Here is a 21,638-nt window from a genome sequence, read left to right as displayed (position 1 = left end):
ATCCACCGCGCAAAAGGTGAAGTGTCCGAGTGGCTGAAGGAGCACGCCTGGAAAGTGTGTAAACGTTTATAGCGTTTCGAGGGTTCGAATCCCTCTTTCACCGCCAGAATAAACTGCAATGCCAAGCAGAATGAAGGTCTAAATTAATAAAATTTAGGCCTTTTTTAATTTTATTGTCCTCAATATTAAATATTCCCCTCTAATTGATCTTTAAACTGTTTGGCCAATGACATCGCAATATTTGAGTCCTGATTGATGGATTTAAATCACACGTTTCTTTCCTAACGCACGACTTATGGATTTTTATTGGCAGCAATAAGGACACGTTTATTTACAAATACAAATTTTATATTCTAAAGACAATTACTTAAGCCTATGCTAAAAATAAATCATCCTCTCAATATAGGCGCTATTCAAAAAATTATTCATTAATTTAAACATCATAGAACTGAAACGCGATTGCGGTACTTTTAACTTGATCAACGAAAAACTTAAAAAACACCTTTCATATATCACTGCTATTCCGGAGAGAACATGAATAACAGCCAGAACTATGTTAAGCAGATCAAGAACGCCAAACGTGGTGGCTATACCCCAACCCTTGCCAAAGACATCAATAAACATAAAATTCAAAAAGCACAGCGTCTCATCGATGAATGGCGAAAGCTCGCCAATGAACTCCGCCCACAAATGCAACTTGAGATGGCATATACACTTGAGGAATGCGCACAGGATCTAGACCAAATTTTAAGAATGAAATAGCACTCAACGTTCATCTATCCTATTTTCTCGCCCACATCTTGTGGGCGAAACATTGCCTAATTTTATTTCTCTGGTTTTAGAGCCAAACATCGGTTGAATGCTGAATAAATCAAACGTATAAATTACATTCGATTTGCTGTTTTTTTAACTTGCACCACTTCAAAAAATCTGTAGAATGCATTCCACAACGCCGGCATAGCTCAGTTGGTAGAGCAACTGACTTGTAATCAGTAGGTCCACAGTTCGAATCCGTGTGCCGGCACCATTTCTTAGCCTCGCTTTTTAGTGAGGCTTTGATGTTTTTAGAGCCGCTCTTTTATGGCTTCCTCGCGCTAATCTGCACATAACGAATCAGCCCATCTCGATACAACTTCTCGCACAATTTTGCCGTCATCTTGATTTTGAATTGATCCACATGACTCAGGCTCGTCTGACTTTGTTGTTCTTGAATATAATCGGCAAAACCCTGAAATACGAATTCGCTGATATCTTCGATCTGGATATTTTCGAAACCTGCCTGTTGCACTTGGTGTTGTAAATTTTGTTTTGAATTTAAATTTTTCAAATTCACATCTGCTGCTTTCAGCAGACTTTGATATTGCAGTCGCTGTAATGAATTTAAATTCAAAAACGCATCGGATAACATTAAATAGTGAAAAGCAAAGCGCCCTTTTGAATTCAAAACATCAATGACTGATAAAAGCAATGAATTCAAATCACTATGATAAGCCGCATCAATACACAGTACGGTATCCATACAGTTTTGTGGATAAATATTTTTTAAATTTAAAAATGAATCTTGTTGTATTTTGATTTTTGAATTTAAATTTTTTTGGATTTTTTCCACACATGCCGTTTGCAATTCGACTGCGGATAAGTTTTGAATTTGAAAATGTTCCATCCAAAAAACCAAGCTCGCGCCCTGCCCACAACCAAGGTCTAAAACACGATCTGTAGATGTTAATTGAATGGATTCGGCAAGATGTAAAGCGAGTTTTTGACAGGCTGCAGGATAGGATGATTTTGCATCATCCCAATAGCCCAAATTGCTCCAAGCAAGCTCCGCATCATCTCCGAGTAGTCGACTGTTAATCGCATATTTATGGCTAGGAATATAATGACGAATTGCTTGAAGCCATTTCATGTTAGTAACCGAGTTGAGGGGCAACCTCCACTTTAGGTTTTAAACCTACAAACGGCAATGGTGCACCAAAAATTTCTGCAATATGCATAGCAGACGTTACCGCAGACTCTAAAATCGGCAGACCGTCACAAGACCATGAGCCACAGAAGAAGACTTTACGCTCAGGGGATAAATGGCGTTGCTGTAACTCTTTATTCAGCGCCACCGTATGTGAATCCACCACTGCACGTGTCAAACTGACCGAAGAGATCACTTTTTTAGGATCGATCGGTGTCACTGGCTGCCAGGTTTGGAACACAGGGGTTTTACCCACCAAGCTCGGCTCGATTGAGTTGAGCCACACGGTAAATTGCTGACGGGTAAATTTACGATCCATCATATAACTTAGTACAGACCAATCTTTGCGCTTCGGTGGCATCACGGTTTGATCAGTGTGAATCACCAATTGACCTTGCTCAAATTTAAATTTCTTTAAGAGCTCAATATCGTCAGCAAACTGGGTTGAATCTAAAAATTCTTCCGTTTTGGTGGTTGGTGTCGCGACTACCACACGATCGAATAGATGATGTGCTCCGGCCTCAGTTTCCACCAAGACTTTATCGTCTTGCTCGTGCACTTTGGTAATTGCCGTACCACTTTGAATATTTAAACCTTCAATCAGTTTATCAACCAACGCAGGTGTACCACCTTGGATACGCAGCAAGGCATCGCCATTGGTCAATTGACGCAAGAAAATCAACAGCGGTTTCGCAGGCCATTCGCCAATCGTTTTCGGGTTACAGGTGCAAATGGTATACAACACTGGCATGACCGCACCATGCCAAAATACTTCTTCAATTTCATTTTTATTAATGAACTCGGCAAGCGTGATATCCTGATTTTTTGATTTAAAAAATCGAGTGATCGCCGCTTTGAGTTGCAACATCCCTTTGACTAAACGCCAGCCATATTGTTGTAAGCCTTTACGGTTATTAATAATTGGGAAATTACCAATACGGCTACGACTGGTGGTCAACCACGTTTCTGTACGATCTTCAAATAGCCAACTGCATGCCATATAGGTACGGACTGGGAAAGTTTTAATCCCTAAATGGGTCGCCAAACTTAAGGTATTTTTCCAGAGGTGTGGATTCATCACACGCAAAGGGGCATCAATCAAGCCGCCTTCAAACTCAGTGCTGTGGCTATCCATACCACGACCAGGCAGAGCTTCGAAAATTGTAATGTTATGCCCTGCGTCTTTAAGAATTCTTGCGGTAGCCAGCCCAGCCATGCCACTACCGATGACTGCAATTTCCAATTTTCTTTTCCATCTATAAAACACAGTTTAAAAGTATGACTGATCAGAAGTTAAAAATAGCTATTAAAAAATACCAGATTCGCACTTTTTGTATGGATTTCAGTACAGCCGTTTTTAAGTTAAATTTACAAATATTTACAGTCAAAAAAGCACACAATTTAAGCTTTGTTTTTTAAACATATTTTTCTTTAAAATTTTAATTACTCTATAAAACCAAACAATTAAATTAACCATTTTTATAACTTTCGGTTTACTTTAAAGCCAAGTCTCGCTAAGATGCGCCACATAAGAAAGTGATAAATTCATCACAATTTATAAAAAGTAAAATGATATTTAAATCATGACAACTATAAATACTACAGCGCTCAATAAAAAAGCCTCTGACTATTCAGAGGCTTTTTTTTCGGCTATTTCAACGACATGATTTTCGCTTAAGCTTCATGCGCCAGCGCAATTTCACCAAATTTTCCGTTATTGAAATCATCAAAGGCTTGAATGATTTCAGCTTTGCTATTCATCACAAATGGGCCATAACCTTGAATCGGCTCATTTAGTGGCTCACCGCTAAGTAACAGAAACTGTGTGTCCTGCAACGCTTGTAGCTGAATGGCGATATCGTCTTTGGCAAACATGACCATCGAACTGTCTTGAACTTTATGGCTTTCATTCACCACAACCTCACCCTTCAAGACCACCAAAATGGTGTTATGCCCTTCAGGTACATGTAAGGTGGTTTCATATTGAGCTTTCAACTCACCATCCCAGACATTCACTGGACTAAAAGTCTGTGCTGGCCCAAGGTGACCACCCATTTCACCGGCAATCACCCGAATATGCCCTGCACCTTCATCCATGTCTATGCGAGGAATATCTTGGCGTGTGATCGCTTGGTAACGAGGCTGAGTCATTTTGTCTTTTGCCGGTAAATTCACCCACAATTGAACCATCTCAAAAAGACCACCTGCTTGAGCAAATTCAGGCGAATGAAATTCTTCATGTACCAGACCCGACCCTGCGGTCATCCATTGCACATCGCCTGTTTGAATTGTGCCGCCACCACCACTTGAGTCTTTATGAGTCACTTCACCGCTGTAGGCGATAGTCACGGTTTCAAAACCACGATGTGGATGTGAACCCACGCCATGCTGTGCAGTGGTGGGATCAAACTGATAAGGTGCTGCATAATCCAAAAGCAAAAATGGGCTAATCGCCTGACCTAGACGATCATAGGAAAATAAGCTTTTGACTGGAAAACCATCGCCCACCCAGTGCATTTGCTGATTACGATAAACACCAATTACTTTTTTCATTTCTTAGCTCCTATATTCATACGATAGGATGAACATAGCGCTTATTTTAAGCTTTGAAATACTTACTGACCATCTTCCAGATAGCATTCTATATCTCAAAATTAGAACAATACTCAGACATACAATCTGCACCTCACTCAAAACCAAGCATTAATTTCGAAATTCTAAGGTTTAAGACATATATAACGATGAATTATCCCAATTTTATGATTGAGCTTCTCATTTAAACCCATTTCATTGTCTCATTTTTATAACTATTCTAAATCTAGTTAACACGCAGACTTCATCTGATTCTGCGTACTTGCAAACAGGAAAGAGGACAATAAAATGGGCAAACCTTACGTTCGTTTAGACAAAGATAATGCCGCGGTACTTTTAGTTGACCATCAAACAGGTCTACTTTCATTGGTTCGCGACATTGATCCAGATAAATTTAAAAATAATGTGCTCGCACTGGCTGCAGCCGCTAAATATTTCAATCTTCCAACGATTCTCACCACCAGTTTTGAACAAGGTCCAAACGGCCCTTTGGTTCCAGAACTAAAAGAAATGTTCCCTGACGCACCTTATATTGCACGCCCAGGTCAAATTAATGCTTGGGACAATGAAGACTTTGTGAAAGCCGTCAAAGCAACCGGCAAAAAACAATTGATTATTGCTGGTGTGGTGACTGAGGTTTGTGTTGCATTCCCAACCTTGTCTGCTTTAGAAGAAGACTTTGACGTCTTTGTGGTGACCGATGCTTCAGGTACGTTCAACCATTTAACCCGCGACTCAGCATGGCAACGTATGACACAAGCAGGTGCACAGCTCATGACGTGGTTTGGTACCGCATGTGAATTACACCGCGACTGGCGTAATGATATTGAAGGTTTAGGTGCGCTTTTCGGCAACCATATTCCAGACTACCGCAACCTAATCAACAGCTATACGCAAAATACTGAAAATAAATAATCCTTCAGTAGTAAAAAGCGGCTTCGAGCCGCTTTTTTGATACCTGATGTATAAATTGACGTATGATGATTTGAATTGAAATAATTTTTCACTGCATAAGGTGATCCATGCATTCATTTGATGACTATTACTACTTTTATTTGGTGGTGAAACATGGCGGTTTTAGCGCTGCAAGTGAAGCATCGAATATTACAAAATCAAAATTAAGCCGACGCACTTTAGATCTCGAAGCCAAATATAATGTCACCCTTATTCAGCGTTCTACCCGACACTTTAAGGTCACGACATTAGGCCAAGAATTGTATGAAGAATGCATAAAAGTGATCGAACAAGTTGAATGTGCGCATCAGGTGCTCCTGAAGCAAAAAAGTGAACTTGAGGGCTTGGTTAAAATTAGTTGTCCACCCGTCATGATGGAACATCAAATTCGCCCCTTGTTAAATCAATTTTTAAAAGATCATCCCAAAGTTCAGGTCGAACTTGAGCTGTCTAGCCGCCGTGTAGATGTCTTGCATGACGACATTGATTTAGCGATTCGTACCAATTTTAGTAAAAATGAAGACTCGAGCATTATTGTACGTGACGTGATTAAAACCGTGCATTGCTTAGTGATTAGTCCTGAACTTTTACAAGGACGCGAGTTAAAGCATATTTTCGAATTGACAGAATTTCCGAGTATCGTTTTGGGTACACAGAAAAACCGCTATCAATGGCATTTGCATCATACGGGACAGCAAGAGCAGATTGAAATTGCCTTACAACCTCGGATTAAAAGCAATGACTTAGCCGGTGCTTATTATGCGGTACTCGATGGTTTAGGCATCGCAGACTTACCGTATTTAACGGTACAAGCAGATATTGAGGCAGGTCGTTTAATTCACCTCTTCCCCGAATGGTGCTCAAATGTCGGTACGGTACAATTGGTATATGCTTCGCGAAAAGGTCAGCGCCTAGTCATGGAAAGATTAATTGACTATTTAGTCGCTGGAATTCGTGACTATGCTCCGGAGCATGATGGCTATTTAGTTTAATGTTCTAGACCACAAAAAAAAGCCAGAACTGAGTTCTGGCTTTTTTAAATCTACGGTTGGATCACCAAATTAGATTTTACCCACTAGGTCGATCGATGGTGCAAGCGTCGCTTCACCTTCTTTCCATTTTGCAGGACATACTTCACCTGGGTGTGCATGTACATATTGAGCAGCTTTTACTTTACGCATCAATTCAGAAGCATCACGGCCGATACCACCTGCGTTGATTTCAACGATTTGGATTTTGCCTTCAGGGTCAATTACGAAAGTACCACGGTCAGCAAGACCATCCGCTTCAATTAAAACATCAAAGTTTTTCGCAAGTGTCCAAGTTGGATCGCCAACCATTGGGTATTCGATTTTCTTAATTTCTTCAGAAGAATCGTGCCAAGCTTTATGCGTGAAGTGTGTATCAGTAGATACTGAATAAATTTCTACACCCATTTTTTTGAATTCAGCATAGTGATCAGCAAGATCGCCTAATTCTGTTGGACATACAAAAGTAAAGTCAGCAGGATAGAAGAACACCACAGACCATTTACCGTAGAAGTCTTTTTCTGAAACTTCAATAAATTGACCGTCTTGGTAAGCGGTAGCGTTAAATGGTTTTACTTCAGTATTAATTAAACTCATTTGATATTCCTCTAACTCATTTCAGGGATTGCTTATCTGTTGAAGCTAGAATACGAAATATCAAACCATAGGTAAAACCGAACTTTTTTATAAAAACTATCGGATTTTTAGATTTGTTATTTAAATCAATCTTTGCCTTTCCATCGTGCAAACCAATCAAGTTCAATGGGTGCAAGCCTTTATATCCATAAAGAGGGTCTGCCAAGCAGCCTGTGTAAACTGTTGTTTATAGTGTGATGGTGGCGTTTTGACTTTATGTGATAACCATGCCCGACAATAATTTTCCGTTGCCCCTAAGACCAATGACATCATTAATTCTTTGGGTAAATGCTCAATCAAATGCCAATCGGGTTGTGCGGTCAACCAATCCAGTAGTGCGCTATTGCGTTGCAAATTATGTTTTTTTAACTCGGCTTGTAGCGTTTCCTTACGCATACTAAACCCTGCCGCATACAAGAATCCTGCAAAATCTGGATAGGCTTCGACCCAGTCTATATACGAGCACAAAATGGCTTGAATGCCTTCCTGCAGCGATTGGGCCTGTGTCAATGCATCTGCCCTTTTCACAAATTGATCTTGCAACGCCGCAAAATACAATGCCGCCACTAAACCATCTTTATTTTTAAAATGATGGTAAATCGCGCCAACACTGGTCTCTGCACGGTCTCTCACATGTTCAATCGTCGTCGTTTCAATCCCTTGCTCTAAAAAACATGCAAGGGCTTCTCCTAAGATCTGCCGTTTAAGTTCCGCTCGGCGACCACTGTAAATTCGTTGCAATAATGCTTGATTTGACGACATCGATACCTTCCCTTTGATCGGGTCATTTTAAAACAATGTTGGCTTTTTTTAATAGCTGTGACGTCATTTACTCCATTAACAGAACAATATTCTGTATTAGAATTATATTCTGAATAATGACAGATAATTAAGCATGAGCCAAGCATTAAAATTATGGAAGACCTTCCAAAACAAACCGGCAGGGAAATGGACTTTTTCTAAATTGCTGTGTTTGAAAGCACCGTATTTCAGTAGTATTTCGCCTGTTTTTGATGAATTAAAGCCCCAATACTGTGAACTGCATATTAAAAAACAGCGCAGTGTGCTGAATCATATTGGCACTGTCCACGCGATTGCCATGTGTAATATGGCTGAATTGGCTGGCGGTACCATGACCGATGTGACCGTTCCGAGCAGCCATCGTTGGATTCCCAAAGGCATGACTGTGGAATATTTGAAAAAAGCCGATACAGATTTAACGGCTATTGCCACGCCTGTCGATGCTAATTTTACGTGGAATGCAGGGAGTGATTATTTGGTGAATGTCGTGGTGAACAACACGCGTAATGAAGCCGTTTTTAAAGCCGTAATTACCATGTGGGTTTCTGCAAAAAAATAAGTCGTCGACTCAATTGCAAAATGAAACTGATCTTTCAAGATGAGACCTACGAAAAAAAACCCTCAAAATTGAGGGCTTTTTTTGATGATGATCTACCGTTTTAAACGCTGTGTTTAAGGTTCATTAGAACGGTAAGTCATCATCTAAATCTGCTGCAGCAGGAGCCGGTGTCGGTGCAGGCTGTTGTTTTGGCGCAAAACCACCTGGGTTGTTGTTGCCATAACTGTTGCCTTGAGCCGGTTGGTTATTGCCATAACCGCCTTGGTTTGAGTTATTACCGTAGCCGCCTTGGTTTTGGTTATTGTTATAACCACCTTGTTGGTTATTAAAACGAGGTTGACCAAAATCGCCGCCTTGACCTTGTTCGCCTTGCTGACGGTTATTGTCAAGCATTTGCATTTGTTCACCACGAATTTCAGTCGTGTAACGCTCTTGACCGCCTTGATCTGTCCACTGACGAGTACGTAATGAACCTTCAATATACACTTTAGAACCTTTGCGCAAATATTGCTGTGCAATTTCACCTAAACGGTTATGCAACACAATACGGTGCCATTCTGTTTGCTCTTTACGCTCACCTGTATTTTTATCAGTCCATGAATCACTCGTTGCAATTGAGAACTGAGTGAGAGAACCACCATTTGGGAAAGTTTTTGTTTCAGGGTCACGACCTAAAGTACCAACTAAAATGACCTTATTTACACCACGCATCAGACGTATTCTTCCTATTTGTTTCTATTATTTACTTTATAAGAGTTATGCTTAAATGGCTACCTCTTTCCCTAACAAGTGCGTTAAATGTTGTCGCGCAGATTCATCCATCTGCTGCTTATCCACTTTTACATAAGCCACTTGCTGGTCAGACATCACCACAACTTCTTCAATACCACGAATTGCTAAAAGCTGAGAAGTCCATTCATCCGTTTCTTTATCTTCAGGCAAACTAAACACCATAGACGATAAATAACGCGGCTGAGCCAATCCAAAACTAATGATCAACCATAAAATGGCTAGCCCTGTCAGGATACCCCATCCCATTGCCGTATCATTTAGCAACAAAAGTTGCCCACCAATCATACCACCAAAAAATGCCCCCAGAAACTGACTGCTGGCGTTCACGCCCATGGCTGTTGCTTTGGATTGAATTGGAGCCGCTTTCGATAACCATGACGGTAATAATGCTTCCATCACATTAAATGCAATAAAGAATAATCCTAAGCCAGTAAGCAGAATATATTTAGATTCGAAACCAAAAATTAAGATGCCCAATCCTAGAATAATGCCACCAATGGCGGTCAAGAAAATGCCGCGCATTTTGCGATATTTTTCCGCCAAAATAATACTCGGAAAGGCAAAAAACAGGCTTACAACCAAAAGCGGCAAATACACCAGACCATGCGAATGCAAGGGAATATTGGCGAAGTCAATCAACTGAGATGGCACATAAATAAACATCGCGGTGAGTAGTAAATGCAATGAAAAGACTGAAACGTGCAACCGATTTAGATCAGGCATTTTCAGCACTTGCTTCAACTGCGTGAGATAACCTTGTTGGAAATTTCGGTGATGACGCGTCACTTTCGGCACCAACAGCAACATCGCAATCGCGGCAAGTCCCATGATGGTGGTCACCCAAAATAAACCCGAGATGCCAACTAAACCTGTAAGCCAAGGCCCAAGGCTAAATGCCACCACAAAGGACAGACCGATACTCATCCCCATCATCGCCATGGCTTTGGTACGCTGTTCTTCACGAGTGACATCGGCTAACAAAGCCATCACCACCGCAGATACAGCACCCCCACCGGCTATCGCACGCCCGATAATTACGCCATAGATACTATCGGACATCGCCGCAATTGCACCGCCTAAAGCGAATAAAAGTAGCCCGATCACCACCAACGGTTTACGGCTATAACGGTCTGCAATCAGACTAAACGGGATCTGTAAAATCGCTTGGGTCAACCCATAAACACCCACCGCCAAACCAATGAGTGCCGGTGTTGCCCCTGCATATTGCTGACCTGCCACAGAGAAAACAGGAATAATCATGAACAGCCCCAGCATACGTAAGGCGAAAATACTACTCAAAGCAAAAGTTGAGCGTCGTTCAAGAGCATTCATCATAGCTGGTTAAAAATTCATTAATCTTGGAATGGGATTATAGGACATTCAGCTTAAAGCGAAGCAGGATTTTTATTGATTTTAAATATCCTGATGATTGGACAAATAAAAAGCGCAGCTGATGCTGCGCTTTTTGGGAGATATTAGGCAAATTTAAATTAGCCTAGACTTTCTTGGCGCTTTTTATATTGAATAGAGGCAATCACCGCCCAAACAATAAATGCCACACCAATTAGACCCGTTACCACTTCAGGGACATGCAGACCCGTGCCACTCGCCAACATAATGAAGGCCAAAGCACCAATCGCATAATGCGCACCATGTTCAAGGAAGATATAAGCATCTAAGGTGCCTTTATCTACTAAGTAAATGGTCATCGAACGCACGAACATTGCACCAATAGCAAGACCGAGCATAATGATCACGACATCAGAGGTAATCGCAAATGCACCAATCACTCCATCAAAACTGAATGAGGCATCGAGTACTTCAAGGTAAAGGAAACCACCAAAACCTGCTTTGATCACGCCTGTCGGTACGCCATTTGCATCATGTCCAACCGCATTACCGTTTTCATCGACTTCAGGTTCGCCACCCAATAAATGACTCAGTACTTGGACACCGATATACACCACGATCCCCCAAATACCCGCCATTACAACCGCTAGACGAGAGGCTTCAGCCACGTTTGCCGCCATCACCAATAACGCAATTAGGGCAATAAACACGGACATCGCAGGAACGTTTGCAAGATTGGCCAAACGACGCTCTAACCAACGGAACCAATGGGTATCTTTCCCTTCATCTAAGAAGAAGTTCAGGAACACCAATAATAAGAAAGCACCACCAAAGGCCGCAATTTCTGCATGATGTGCCATCAATTTAGCTGAATACTGAATTGGATCATTCAACGCCATTTGAACCACTTCCATTGCACCCATGTCTGCAGTTACAGCCACGATCACAATTGGGAAAATCAGACGCATACCAAAGACAGCAATCACGATCCCGACAGTTAAGAAAATCATTTTCCAAAAATGGTCCCAACCACGGAGTACGGATGCATTGACAACGGCATTGTCAAAAGACAAAGACACTTCCATCACCGCTAAAATGGCAGTAATGGTCAGTGCTGTCAGCATGGCTTGCACGCCTGCATTTGGGCCATGATTCAGACCCCAATATGCAGAAATAGCAAGACACACGATCGTAAATACGATTGAGAAACCAAAATGTTTCATCATGATAGATCGACCTATTCATTCAATAAGATTTCAAAATGAGGGAATACCCAGTTTGAAGCTAAGTTTATGGCGCAATTATGCCGCTTTTCAGAATTGAAACCAAAAATTATTCGTTACATTTTGAATAAACACTCTAAGATGGAGGCTCTCAATTACATCGCATCATGGTGTAGACCCGTCTTTCATTTTTAACGACAGGAATGTTCAATGCGTTTTTCTGAAGAAGTTTGGCAACGTAATACCGCGTTATATCAGCAGATTCTCCATCTACCGTTTAATCAGGAATTGGCTCAGGGCAGTTTAAGCCGCGACGCCTTTTGCCACTATGTCATTCAGGATGCCCATTATTTATTGGCCTATGGTCGTGCGCTTGCGGTGTGTGCAGCCAAGGCGTTTGATGCCGACGATGTGATTCAGTTTTCTGAAGCCGCAAAAATTGCCATCGTGGTGGAACGCAGTCTGCACAATGACTTTATGCAAGGTTTCAACATCAGCAAAGAACAGTTTGAAAATACCCCATTAACCCTTGCCTGCCATCATTACACTTCGTTTCTAACAGCGACAGCATGGTCAGAAAGTTACCCTGTGGTCCTTGCCTCACTCCTGCCTTGCTTTTGGATCTATGCTGAAGTCGGCAAAGCCATTGTCAGCCAATCTGTGCCTAATAACCCTTACCAAGCATGGATCGACACCTACTCAGGTCAAGACTTCAACAGCGCTGTACAAAATGTGATTCAAACCATTGATCGAGTGGCGGCTCGCTGTGATGCAGATACACGTGAAAAAATGCATGCGGCTTACACGAACGGCGCAAAATTAGAATGGATGTTCTGGGACAGCGCGTATCAACAGCGGACTTGGCCCATTGAATAAACCTGTGATTTTAGCTGTATAAAAATTTAAGGATCTAAAATTACTTTTAGATCCTTTTTTTAATACGGTTGGATTCGGTTCAAATGACCCTACACGATCATTCAGTGTATTAGCGTTTAAAACGATACCATCCGAGGAAAACCCCCATCGCAATAATCACCAAAAAAATCGCAAAACGTGCTTCACGCAATTCACTGCGCGCTGCTTTGCGTTCCTGCATTTCTTCTGAATGAAATTGTGATTTGATCATCGGATCAAGTTGAGCAATGGCCAATAAATCTTTGGGTTTCTCGCCTTTACCTAAAATCAAATACAGCCCTTTCATCTGCATTTCATTCAGTTTGCCCAGCTCAATATTCAGTTGAGTTGCGTGTGCATTATAGTCAGGCACCCAATCTTCTACGCGGGCATATACATGGGCACGACTAGTATCAAAGAGCGATGCATCCTGCACTTTCTTGCCCGTTTGATCTTCCAGTTGTTCACTCAAATCGGAAAATTGGGACAGTACATAGTCTTTTGTCTGTGCCAACTGCACGCCGTCAAAAGCATACTCTTGTATTTTTTGTGCAGGATTATTTTTCAATAATAAGCCTTGGGGAACGACTTTAAAGTCCAATACGGTGTTATCAGGGACTTGGTTGGTTTGTAGCACCATATATACCACAGACCATAGCTGTTCATTTTGCGCGACCGCAGGCACGCTCACGCTATAGCGCTGCTCTGCTGCAGAGTCAATAAACTGTTCAAACGCGAGGATTTGACTGTCTTCAGCCCACAGGATTTGGCTTGAAAACATGAGGCAGATGATCACCCAAAATTGTTTTAACATTATTTGCTCTTATCATGATTATTTGCTGTTCTGTCAGAATTATAATTAACTATTCAAATACTTACATTCCAAATCACACATTTAACGATTGGAAATTCATCATAATTTTAGCCATATCTATTGTTTTATAAATGATCTAGAACCCATAAAAAGTTGATCTGAATCAGCAACGATATAGGCTTTTGATGCTTACTGAAAACTCTGCCATGCATAAATCAAAACAGCCGCAGCAAGCACCCAACTCAAAGTTGCTACACTCAAACATGCCGTTAAGCTCATACGTGTTGCGAGCAGATACACCATTAATAAATAAATGAAATAGGGGATGAGAGACCAGAGTCCAAACAACGCTGTTTTTTGTAATGCGGCTGCACCCTGATCATTTGCCACAATCACATGAGCAATCAGTGCAAAAGTCGGAAACAATGGGACCAGTCCTGCAATATAAAACGCCTTACTTTTAGACAGCAAAGCAATTAATACCACAACAAAGGCACCCATTAAGCTTTTGAGAAATAAGGACAACATGGCATTCAATAGTTTAGAGAAAACTGCATTTTACGCCTTTTCTGCGATAGTCCTGAGATTTTCCAATGCATTTTTATGCACATGACACAGGAGATTTAAATGATGAACTTAAAACAGTCATAACACCTTTATCTTTATACTCCTTTACACCACAGGCTAGATGTAAAGCGCGCTTTTTGTTGCTCAGCCATGTGCTTAAACTGCGCTTGAACTTTTAAATCTTCAGCGCTCATCAAATGTTGATTGTTTTCGACAATTGCCAAAACTAAATCAAACTGTTGAGGAATCTTTTCACAAGCCAGCTGCTTTTTTTCAGCGTCTGTTTTGGCCTGACCTAATTTCGCAATATACAGATCAATTTTTTCACTTTCGGTATTCAGCGCCAAAGTTGCTTGTTCTAAGCTGTCATATTTTTGCACTTTCGGTGTCTGATTTTCGGTACATGCACTCAAAAACACACTACACATCAATAAACCCATCACAGCTAATATTGGATTGAGATGAAGTTGCCATTTCATGTTAAAAGTCCTAGATTGCTGATTTGCAGATGTTTTAGAGCATCGGCACAGACAGCTATATTTTGATTCGGCCATTTTTCTCACAAAGTCACGCATAAATCTAGGTTTAAATTACACTTGAACATTTTTCATGCGCTATCATATATAGGTTTTTCGATGAATATTTTAGGACCCCTTGCATGAGCCAAAGCCATATCCGTATTCGAGGCGCACGTACCCATAACTTAAAAAATGTGTCACTCGATATTCCACGCGACAAGTTTGTGGTCATTACGGGTCTTTCTGGTTCAGGGAAGTCCTCTTTGGCTTTTGATACCTTGTATGCTGAAGGTCAACGTCGCTATGTCGAGTCCTTATCTGCCTATGCACGCCAATTCCTTTCGCAAATGGAAAAGCCCGAAGTTGACTCGATTGAAGGCTTGAGTCCTGCGATTGCCATCGAACAAAAATCAACGAGCCACAACCCACGCTCAACAGTGGGAACAATCACCGAAATTTACGACTATTTACGTCTACTCTATGCCCGTGTCGGCACGCCGTATTGTCCTGAACATGACCTCCCGATGGTGGCTCAGACTGTGTCTGAAATGGTTGATACCGTCAAAGGTCTAGAAGAAGGTACGGCGCTTATGTTGCTTGCCCCTGTGGTCCGTGACCGTAAGGGTGAATACACCAACTTGTTCGAACAATTACAAGGTCAGGGTTTTGTCCGTGCCCGTGTCGATGGTGAAGTCATTGATATCGACACACCACCCGAATTAGACAAAAAGAAAAAGCACACCATCGAAGTCGTTGTTGACCGTTTTAAAGTTCGTGATGACCTCGGTAACCGTATTGCAGAAAGCTTTGAAACGGCTTTACGCATGGGCGGCGATATTGCCATTTTGTCGTGGATGAAAGGCGAACAAGAAGACCGCGTATTTTCTGCGAAACACTCTTGCCCTGAATGTGAACGTGCCGTTGGTGAACTTGAACCACGGCTATTTTCCTTCAACAATCCATTCGGTGCATGCCCTGTTTGTGATGGTTTAGGCACACGCAGCCATTTTAGTGCTGACAAATTGATTCCCAATAATGAAGTTTCGATTAGCCAAGGGGCAATCCGTGGTTGGGACCGTCAACGTCCGTATTACTACAGCATGATTCAAAAAGTCGCCGATCATTTTGGTTATTCTTTAGATACACCGTGGAATGAACTCGATGCCGACACCAAAAAGAAATTTCTGTATGGGACAGGTAAAGAAAAAGTTGACCTCAGCTATATTGATGAGCGTGGTCGTTCGCACAAACGTGTACAAGCGTTTGAAGGGATTTTGCCGCACCTAGAACGTCGTTACCGTGAAACCGAATCAAACTACGTGCGTGAAGATTTGGCGCAGTATTTATCCAATGCTGCATGTGATGCTTGCGGTGGCTCACGTCTCAATGAAATTTCACGTCATGTTCGAGTTAAAGATAAAACCATCGCGCAGATCACTAAAATGTCGATTGGCGATGCTGAAAGCTATTATCAAGACCTCAACTTAAGTGGTGCCAAAGGCGAAATTGCCGATAAGATTTTCAAGGAAATTCGTGAGCGTTTGCACTTCCTAGTCTCTGTGGGTTTGAATTATTTAAGTTTATCGCGCTCGGCAGAAACACTGTCGGGTGGTGAAGCACAGCGTATCCGTTTGGCTTCTCAAATTGGTGCGGGCCTCATGGGCGTGATGTATGTCCTCGATGAACCATCGATTGGTCTACATCAGCGTGATAATGATCGCTTGCTTGAAACCTTAGTTCGCCTACGTGACCTTGGTAATACCGTGCTCGTCGTAGAGCATGATGAAGATGCCATTCGTGCTGCCGACCATATTATTGATATCGGCCCCGGTGCAGGTGTGCATGGCGGTCATGTGATTGCCGAAGGGACGTATGACGAAATTTTGGCAAATCCAGATTCATTAACCGGTCAATATCTATCAGGAAAACTCAGTATTGATGTGCCGAAAACACGAACACAACCGCCAAAACCTGAAGAACAAATCAAATTGATGGGCGCTGCGGGTCATAACCTAAAAAATGTCGACCTGACCATTCCTTTAGGGGTAATGACCTGTGTAACGGGTGTGTCGGGTTCAGGTAAATCGACACTGATTAACCGGACATTATTGCCGCTTGCAGCAACCCAATTGAACGGTGCAACCACACTGACTGCGGAAAAATTTGACTCGATTGATGGCTTACAGTTCCTTGATAAAGTCGTCGATATTGACCAAAGCCCAATTGGTCGTACTCCACGTTCAAACCCTGCAACTTACACCGGTTTGTTTACCCCTATTCGTGAACTGTTTGCGCAAACCCCTGAAGCCAAAGCACGTGGCTATGCTGCAGGTCGATTCTCGTTTAACGTGAAAGGCGGTCGCTGTGAGGCCTGTGAAGGCGACGGTATGATTAAGGTTGCAATGCACTTCTTACCTGATATGTATGTGCCTTGTGATGCCTGCCACGGCAAGCGCTATAACCGCGAAACGTTAGAAGTTGGTTATAAAGGTCGTAACATTTCAGATGTCTTAGAAATGACGGTTGAAGATGCGATGCATTTCTTTGATGCTATTCCTGTGATTCACCGTCGTTTGGAAACCTTGAACCAAGTGGGCTTGGGCTATATCCGTTTGGGTCAGTCTGCAACCACACTTTCAGGTGGTGAAGCGCAGCGTGTGAAATTGGCACGTGAGTTGGCGAAACGTGATACAGGCAAAACCTTGTACGTGCTTGATGAACCGACGACAGGTCTGCACTTCCATGATATTGCCAAGTTACTCGACATCCTGCATGAGCTACGTAATAAGGGCAATACCATCGTGGTGATTGAGCATAATTTGGATGTGATTAAAACGGCCGATTGGATTGTGGATTTAGGCCCTGAAGGTGGTGCAGGTGGCGGTATGATTATTGCGGAAGGTACGCCAGAGCAAGTGGCGAAGAATAAAGTGTCACATACAGCGAAGTTCTTAAAGCCGATGTTGAAGTAATTGAATCCTCCCCAACCCTCCTTTAATAAAGGAGGGGGTATCCCATTATTAATTCAGTGGAGTTTCCCCTCTTTTTTTCCTTGCGCCATATATGGCTCAGGGTTAGGGGGAGATTTAGTTCTCTAGTCGAGTTATCAGATAATCCATATAATTTTTATAAAATTCAGATTCTTTTCCTTTTTCTTCATAGATTTCAGTGATCATTGTTCTAAAAGAAGCTTTAAAATTTGAGGCAGTAGGCCTTTCGAGTATTTTTTTTTACTATATAGCTACTATTAATATCATTAAATCTTTCATCTTGGAGGATTTGAATAAATAACAGTTCTTTCCATTGTTGTTTATTCGCTTTTTCTACGGATAACTCATCCTCACTACTTCCAGCGCCATTAACAAATATTTTAAAAACAGCATCAACTAGAATTGGTAAATGTTCAGAACTCAACTCAAATTTTTCAATATAATCTTCAAAAACGGGTCTAATTTCACCTAATTGATTTATACCTATAAATGATCTTCTATTTCTAATCATTTGTTCATGTATCCACTCACATGTAATACATTCTAATTCGATCGCTTGATCGGAATGCCCAAATAGCTCTAGAAGTTTAATTGCAAAACTTATATTTCCTAAATTTTCTAAGCCTATTACTTTTTTTGTTATTTCAAATAAATCTTTAGGAAAATTTTCATCTGCTTGCAACTTCCAAAATTTCTTAGTTATTGCATGAAAACTTTTTGTATAGTCATTATTTTTTTCGGATATCAATTCAGAACTAGCTAACTCTTTTAATAAACCGAAATCCAGTTCATCTACTTGATCAAACCATTTTTTGAACTCACTAAGCCATACATCAGAATGTATAAAATTGTACGAAATATTCTGTAATGCTTTATATGTTTTAACTTTCCTCTCAGACCAATCTTTTTGATTATCTTCGAGAACCAATTGGATATCTTCCCATTGAAAATCATATTTAACACCAAAATCAGAAATGAAATAACCTTGTAGAATTCTAGTTAGAATAATTAGTTTAGTGGAATCGGCCACCACTTTAGGTAGTTGATCTAGAAACTGGCTATACAATTTTATGACTTTTTGAAAAAATCTAAAATTATGAATCTCTAACTCTTCAGCAAATTTAATCATCAAATTAACTAAATCATCATCTATATCTTTTGTATTTGCACGAATCAAAGGTTCAACAGATGTAATTTTTATGGTTTCATCAATCAACTTTTCTTTATATTCAGCATATTTTTTCTTATTCTCTCCTTCAGCTTTATCTTCATCTAAAATCAAAACGACCTGACAATTTCTCTCTAACTTCAGTTGATTAGCTAAGCCCATGACATCCTGAATTTTAAGTTTTTCCGATAACCTTTCAAAATCATCAAAACAAATAATCGCATTTTTCACTTGAGAAAAAAGTAATGACTCTATCAATCTAGAGCTCGAACTCACACCATAGTGAGAAAGCTTTATATCTTTAAACTGATTTAATGTATTTTTTAAAAGCTGAGGTATTCCATAATGAGCATGTTTATATTGAGAATATGGATTCCAGCCAAGTTTGATGGCTATTTCGTTTTTAAGGGCATCAAGACTTTCGATACCAAATAGTGATACATAAGCATATTTCTTATTTTCAAAAACATTCAGATATTGTTGCTTGCTAATTTCATAGTAAAAATTTTCTTTTGTATCAAACTCCTTAATTGTCTGGCTTCTAAAAAAATTATTCCAAAAGAAAGTTTTTCCCACACCCCAACAACCAGTGATTGCAATTGCGATTTCTTTATTTGCATTTTTTCTAAAAATTTCTTCTAAACGTTGTTCTTGAGAATGGTTCATTTTCTTGAAATATTAATAACTTGTACCTTTTATATCTGCAAAAAAATATAAATTCAATCTCATAACGGCGACATGGATGTCGCCTGTTTGACTGGGGCATGCGGATGTACTCTCAGTCAAACAAAACATTTTGCTTACTTCTGTGCTTTCAAAAGTAAGCATCTCCTACGCAATGGAAACTCAAACCCAATGCAAAGTGAGGACATGCAAACTCAAAACTCATAAAATTAGCGTAAATAATGAAACACACCTAACTTATCCAACACATCCAAAGTTAACTGCTTACGCTCCGCCACATCATCCCCTGCTGCCATCTGCATATTCAAACTAAACGCCGTGATCTTGCCATGACCATCATCCACCCAACCGGTATACCAACCGACTTGAGGGTCAACATCCATGCCCCAACCGCTCTTGGCATATAACTTCGCATCGCCACGACTTTCAATATAAAGCATGTCTTTGACTTGCCTTTGCACCGCGACATCAAACGGTAATTTCTCTGTCGCAAGCTGATACGCAAATTTGACTTCTTGTTCAGGCGTAATCTTTAACGGCCCAACCAACCAAAAATGATCCACCTGTTTGCCAATATTGGCATTGCCAAAACCGACCCGTTTGACTTCTTGTTGCATTAACGCCAAGCCTATTCGCCTTGCCAGTTCCTGATATACAGGAACCGCAGACGCTTGCATCGCTTCACCCAAAGTCAGGTCTTTTTCCCATGACGGGAAAGCACGTTTTTCACCTTTCCATTTAAAAACTTCAGTGGCTGTCGCCTTCTGATGTTGCAAACCAATTAAAGCATTTAACATTTTAAAAGTAGATGCAGGAATGTATTCTGTCTGGGCACGCTGTAAGTCATTGCCATAATGACTCACGCGCTGACCATCAAATGTGACAAAAACTGCCTGTGTTTGTGCTTGATTAAATAAAGACAGAATCTCACTCACCCGTGAATTTTCTAAATTGGCTTGAGCCGTCTGTTTTAAGTGTTGAGATGAATCCAACATGCCTTCATTTGCTGTACATGCTGTCAAACTCAGGACAGTCATCAACGATAGATATATTTTTTTCATTGCACTATTTTTATGGTGTTTAAAGTCCATAGTATAAGATGAAGTTCAAACCTGAATTGTTTACTTTTCAACAGTCTTCAATCTGTCGAAAACTCAGCATATCGACTATTTATTTTTAAACAAAACATCCTTATGATGACGCCTATCGTGGACTCAACAACGAATAATTTTTAACTTTTTAAAATATAAAAGCATACTAACAATGAATAAATTTATCTTAAGTTTCAGCCTCTTATTATGTCCAATATATAGCTTTGCCGATGGCTATCTGAATGAATACATGGTGCTGTTTGTCTCACAAGAAGACCCCGATCTTAGCCCATGGAAAGATAAGCTGCAGTGTAAAGCCCTCAGCACCCCGACACCACACAATGGGATCTTTGAAAATCAATAGTCTATGCCAATGGCAATGCCCTGACCACCATCTTTCTGAGTAATAGCAAAATTAAAAACGGTGAATGTGAACATCTCATTCACTTTCCAGATGGCATTCAAGGCTCAGGCGTATTTGAAAGTTTCTTCCCCAACGGCAAACCCCGTAGCCGCATTGCTTATAAAAATGGGGAGTACGAGGGCAAACTTGAGTTTTGGTTTGCCAATGGGATAAAAGAGCAAGAAAGTAGCATCATCAATGGTGAGTTGCAGGGGGATTACAAAATTTGGCATCCGAATGGCCAACTGGCTTTTTCTCAAAATTATAAAAATGGGATCGAAAATGGCCTGCGCCAACGCTGGTACAGTAATGGTAAACCGTGGACCTATGCCAATTTTCAAAACAATAAATTGATTGGCGAGCTGAAAATGTGGTTTGAAAACGGCAAACTAGAACGCCAAGGTTATTATCGTAATGGCGTTCGTCATAACAGTTATAAAATTTGGTATGACAATGGGCAACCTGAAGCGGTGCTTCAGTACGATTTAGGCAAAATTACCCAAGCCCAGTGTTGGAATGTAGATGGTAGTCAAATGAACCAACAAGCCTGCAATAAATTATATAAAGATGAAGATTAATTCATTTGTCTGGCTAACTTTATGAATCTGCCA

General features: G+C 40.8%; 20 protein-coding genes, 2 tRNA genes and 1 pseudogene. 10 read left to right on the top strand and 13 right to left on the bottom strand.

Annotated elements, in window-relative coordinates:
- Window positions 1–15: 15 nt before the first annotated feature.
- The 3 genes from FTT77_RS02470 (at window position 16) to FTT77_RS02460 (ending at window position 1,027) form a co-directional block, all read left to right on the top strand.
- A tRNA-Ser gene (locus FTT77_RS02470) sits at window positions 16–106 on the top strand.
- A 428-nt stretch (window positions 107–534) separates the two neighbouring features.
- On the top strand, window positions 535–762 hold the full coding sequence (locus FTT77_RS02465) for a hypothetical protein (protein ID WP_078190515.1): 228 nt from the start codon (window positions 535–537) through the stop codon (window positions 760–762).
- A 189-nt stretch (window positions 763–951) separates the two neighbouring features.
- Window positions 952–1,027: transfer RNA gene (locus FTT77_RS02460), tRNA-Thr, on the top strand.
- A gap of 51 nt (window positions 1,028–1,078) precedes the next feature.
- Here FTT77_RS02460 and FTT77_RS02455 read toward each other — a convergent pair.
- From FTT77_RS02455 to FTT77_RS02445, 3 genes are all read right to left on the bottom strand, one after another.
- Window positions 1,079–1,906 (bottom strand): cyclopropane-fatty-acyl-phospholipid synthase family protein, encoded by an 828-nt coding sequence (locus FTT77_RS02455; RefSeq protein ID WP_180108834.1) that lies wholly within the window; start codon window positions 1,904–1,906, stop codon window positions 1,079–1,081.
- A 1-nt stretch (window position 1,907) separates the two neighbouring features.
- The gene (locus FTT77_RS02450) at window positions 1,908–3,206 is read right to left on the bottom strand and encodes an FAD-dependent oxidoreductase (protein ID WP_143221600.1); all 1,299 of its coding nucleotides are present in this window, start codon (window positions 3,204–3,206) and stop codon (window positions 1,908–1,910) included.
- Window positions 3,207–3,637: 431 nt separating this feature from the next.
- A complete protein-coding gene (locus FTT77_RS02445) occupies window positions 3,638–4,516 on the bottom strand; it encodes a pirin family protein (RefSeq protein WP_078190517.1) in 879 nt (292 codons plus the stop codon).
- A 327-nt stretch (window positions 4,517–4,843) separates the two neighbouring features.
- Here FTT77_RS02445 and ycaC point away from each other — a divergent pair, with 327 nt between their 5' ends.
- On the top strand, window positions 4,844–5,470 hold the full coding sequence (gene ycaC / locus FTT77_RS02440) for an isochorismate family cysteine hydrolase YcaC (protein WP_180108835.1): 627 nt from the start codon (window positions 4,844–4,846) through the stop codon (window positions 5,468–5,470).
- Window positions 5,471–5,577: 107 nt separating this feature from the next.
- Complete coding sequence (locus FTT77_RS02435; RefSeq protein ID WP_180108836.1) at window positions 5,578–6,501, top strand: LysR substrate-binding domain-containing protein; 924 nt, start codon at window positions 5,578–5,580, stop codon at window positions 6,499–6,501.
- Between the two features lie 69 nt (window positions 6,502–6,570).
- On the opposite strand, the gene ahpC is transcribed toward FTT77_RS02435, so the two are convergent.
- Complete coding sequence (gene ahpC, locus FTT77_RS02430; protein ID WP_078190520.1) at window positions 6,571–7,134, bottom strand: alkyl hydroperoxide reductase subunit C; 564 nt, start codon at window positions 7,132–7,134, stop codon at window positions 6,571–6,573.
- A 162-nt stretch (window positions 7,135–7,296) separates the two neighbouring features.
- Window positions 7,297–7,935, bottom strand: coding sequence for a TetR/AcrR family transcriptional regulator (locus FTT77_RS02425; RefSeq protein WP_180108837.1), 639 nt, complete (start codon window positions 7,933–7,935; stop codon window positions 7,297–7,299).
- Window positions 7,936–8,068: 133 nt separating this feature from the next.
- On the opposite strand from FTT77_RS02425, the gene FTT77_RS02420 reads away from it, so the two are divergent.
- Entirely contained in the window at window positions 8,069–8,533 is a 465-nt protein-coding gene (locus FTT77_RS02420; protein ID WP_180054205.1) for a hotdog fold domain-containing protein, read from the top strand.
- Between the two features lie 123 nt (window positions 8,534–8,656).
- Here FTT77_RS02420 and ssb read toward each other — a convergent pair whose 3' ends face one another.
- The 3 genes from ssb to FTT77_RS02405 all read right to left on the bottom strand — a co-directional run bounded on the left by ssb (window position 8,657) and on the right by FTT77_RS02405 (window position 11,901).
- Window positions 8,657–9,244 carry a single-stranded DNA-binding protein gene (ssb, locus tag FTT77_RS02415; protein ID WP_078190523.1) on the bottom strand — a complete coding sequence of 196 codons (588 nt, stop codon included), beginning with the start codon at window positions 9,242–9,244 and terminating at the stop codon, window positions 8,657–8,659.
- Window positions 9,245–9,295: 51 nt separating this feature from the next.
- A complete protein-coding gene (locus tag FTT77_RS02410) occupies window positions 9,296–10,660 on the bottom strand; it encodes an MFS transporter (RefSeq protein ID WP_180108838.1) in 1,365 nt (454 codons plus the stop codon).
- 155 nt (window positions 10,661–10,815) lie between these two features.
- Window positions 10,816–11,901, bottom strand: a complete 1,086-nt coding sequence (locus FTT77_RS02405) for a DUF475 domain-containing protein (RefSeq protein WP_078190525.1) — start codon at window positions 11,899–11,901, stop codon at window positions 10,816–10,818.
- Window positions 11,902–12,108: 207 nt separating this feature from the next.
- Here FTT77_RS02405 and tenA point away from each other — a divergent pair, with 207 nt between their 5' ends.
- Complete coding sequence (tenA, locus tag FTT77_RS02400) at window positions 12,109–12,774, top strand: thiaminase II (RefSeq protein WP_180022380.1); 666 nt, start codon at window positions 12,109–12,111, stop codon at window positions 12,772–12,774.
- 109 nt (window positions 12,775–12,883) lie between these two features.
- Here the strand turns inward: tenA and FTT77_RS02395 are convergent, their stop codons facing one another.
- The 3 genes from FTT77_RS02395 to FTT77_RS02385 all read right to left on the bottom strand — a co-directional run bounded on the left by FTT77_RS02395 (window position 12,884) and on the right by FTT77_RS02385 (window position 14,652).
- Window positions 12,884–13,606, bottom strand: coding sequence for a hypothetical protein (locus tag FTT77_RS02395; RefSeq protein WP_180108839.1), 723 nt, complete (start codon window positions 13,604–13,606; stop codon window positions 12,884–12,886).
- Between the two features lie 189 nt (window positions 13,607–13,795).
- Window positions 13,796–14,134 (bottom strand): GlpM family protein, encoded by a 339-nt coding sequence (locus tag FTT77_RS02390; RefSeq protein WP_078190528.1) that lies wholly within the window; start codon window positions 14,132–14,134, stop codon window positions 13,796–13,798.
- Between the two features lie 134 nt (window positions 14,135–14,268).
- On the bottom strand, window positions 14,269–14,652 hold the full coding sequence (locus FTT77_RS02385) for a hypothetical protein (RefSeq protein ID WP_180108840.1): 384 nt from the start codon (window positions 14,650–14,652) through the stop codon (window positions 14,269–14,271).
- Between the two features lie 179 nt (window positions 14,653–14,831).
- On the opposite strand from FTT77_RS02385, the gene uvrA reads away from it, so the two are divergent.
- Window positions 14,832–17,663, top strand: coding sequence for an excinuclease ABC subunit UvrA (uvrA, locus tag FTT77_RS02380; RefSeq protein ID WP_078193183.1), 2,832 nt, complete (start codon window positions 14,832–14,834; stop codon window positions 17,661–17,663).
- Between the two features lie 220 nt (window positions 17,664–17,883).
- Here the strand turns inward: uvrA and FTT77_RS02375 are convergent, their stop codons facing one another.
- Both FTT77_RS02375 and blaOXA read right to left on the bottom strand, forming a co-directional pair.
- Complete coding sequence (locus FTT77_RS02375) at window positions 17,884–19,515, bottom strand: P-loop NTPase fold protein (protein ID WP_257224691.1); 1,632 nt, start codon at window positions 19,513–19,515, stop codon at window positions 17,884–17,886.
- Window positions 19,516–19,742: 227 nt separating this feature from the next.
- Window positions 19,743–20,594 carry a class D beta-lactamase gene (blaOXA, locus tag FTT77_RS02370; protein WP_373686697.1) on the bottom strand — a complete coding sequence of 284 codons (852 nt, stop codon included), beginning with the start codon at window positions 20,592–20,594 and terminating at the stop codon, window positions 19,743–19,745.
- Between the two features lie 390 nt (window positions 20,595–20,984).
- On the opposite strand from blaOXA, the pseudogene FTT77_RS17565 reads away from it, so the two are divergent.
- Window positions 20,985–21,152, top strand: a pseudogene (locus FTT77_RS17565) (hypothetical protein); the annotation flags it as partial.
- 81 nt (window positions 21,153–21,233) lie between these two features.
- Entirely contained in the window at window positions 21,234–21,605 is a 372-nt protein-coding gene (locus tag FTT77_RS02360) for a toxin-antitoxin system YwqK family antitoxin (RefSeq protein WP_180182523.1), read from the top strand.
- Window positions 21,606–21,638: the final 33 nt, after the last annotated feature.

Origin of the sequence: Acinetobacter sp. YH01010 (assembly GCF_013420775.1) — a bacterium.
GTDB lineage: Bacteria > Pseudomonadota > Gammaproteobacteria > Pseudomonadales > Moraxellaceae > Acinetobacter > Acinetobacter amyesii.
The sequence above is the reverse complement of the archived record's forward strand: the minus strand, read 5'-3'. Positions and strand labels throughout refer to the sequence as shown.

Bases quoted from the DNA above. Each gene is read 5' to 3' on its own strand.
- FTT77_RS02420 (WP_180054205.1), top strand. From the start codon at position 8,069: ATGAGCCAAGCATTAAAATTATGGAAGACCTTCCAAAACAAACCGGCA.
- FTT77_RS02410 (WP_180108838.1), bottom strand. From the start codon at position 10,660: ATGATGAATGCTCTTGAACGACGCTCAACTTTTGCTTTGAGTAGTATT.
- ycaC (WP_180108835.1), top strand. From the start codon at position 4,844: ATGGGCAAACCTTACGTTCGTTTAGACAAAGATAATGCCGCGGTACTT.
- ssb (WP_078190523.1), bottom strand. From the start codon at position 9,244: ATGCGTGGTGTAAATAAGGTCATTTTAGTTGGTACTTTAGGTCGTGAC.
- FTT77_RS02375 (WP_257224691.1), bottom strand. From the start codon at position 19,515: ATGAACCATTCTCAAGAACAACGTTTAGAAGAAATTTTTAGAAAAAAT.
- FTT77_RS02425 (WP_180108837.1), bottom strand. From the start codon at position 7,935: ATGTCGTCAAATCAAGCATTATTGCAACGAATTTACAGTGGTCGCCGA.
- FTT77_RS02435 (WP_180108836.1), top strand. From the start codon at position 5,578: ATGCATTCATTTGATGACTATTACTACTTTTATTTGGTGGTGAAACAT.
- FTT77_RS02395 (WP_180108839.1), bottom strand. From the start codon at position 13,606: ATGTTAAAACAATTTTGGGTGATCATCTGCCTCATGTTTTCAAGCCAA.
- FTT77_RS02445 (WP_078190517.1), bottom strand. From the start codon at position 4,516: ATGAAAAAAGTAATTGGTGTTTATCGTAATCAGCAAATGCACTGGGTG.
- FTT77_RS02405 (WP_078190525.1), bottom strand. From the start codon at position 11,901: ATGATGAAACATTTTGGTTTCTCAATCGTATTTACGATCGTGTGTCTT.
- FTT77_RS02465 (WP_078190515.1), top strand. From the start codon at position 535: ATGAATAACAGCCAGAACTATGTTAAGCAGATCAAGAACGCCAAACGT.
- FTT77_RS02385 (WP_180108840.1), bottom strand. From the start codon at position 14,652: ATGAAATGGCAACTTCATCTCAATCCAATATTAGCTGTGATGGGTTTA.
- uvrA (WP_078193183.1), top strand. From the start codon at position 14,832: ATGAGCCAAAGCCATATCCGTATTCGAGGCGCACGTACCCATAACTTA.
- tenA (WP_180022380.1), top strand. From the start codon at position 12,109: ATGCGTTTTTCTGAAGAAGTTTGGCAACGTAATACCGCGTTATATCAG.
- FTT77_RS02390 (WP_078190528.1), bottom strand. From the start codon at position 14,134: ATGTTGTCCTTATTTCTCAAAAGCTTAATGGGTGCCTTTGTTGTGGTA.
- ahpC (WP_078190520.1), bottom strand. From the start codon at position 7,134: ATGAGTTTAATTAATACTGAAGTAAAACCATTTAACGCTACCGCTTAC.
- blaOXA (WP_373686697.1), bottom strand. From the start codon at position 20,594: ATGAAAAAAATATATCTATCGTTGATGACTGTCCTGAGTTTGACAGCA.
- FTT77_RS02455 (WP_180108834.1), bottom strand. From the start codon at position 1,906: ATGAAATGGCTTCAAGCAATTCGTCATTATATTCCTAGCCATAAATAT.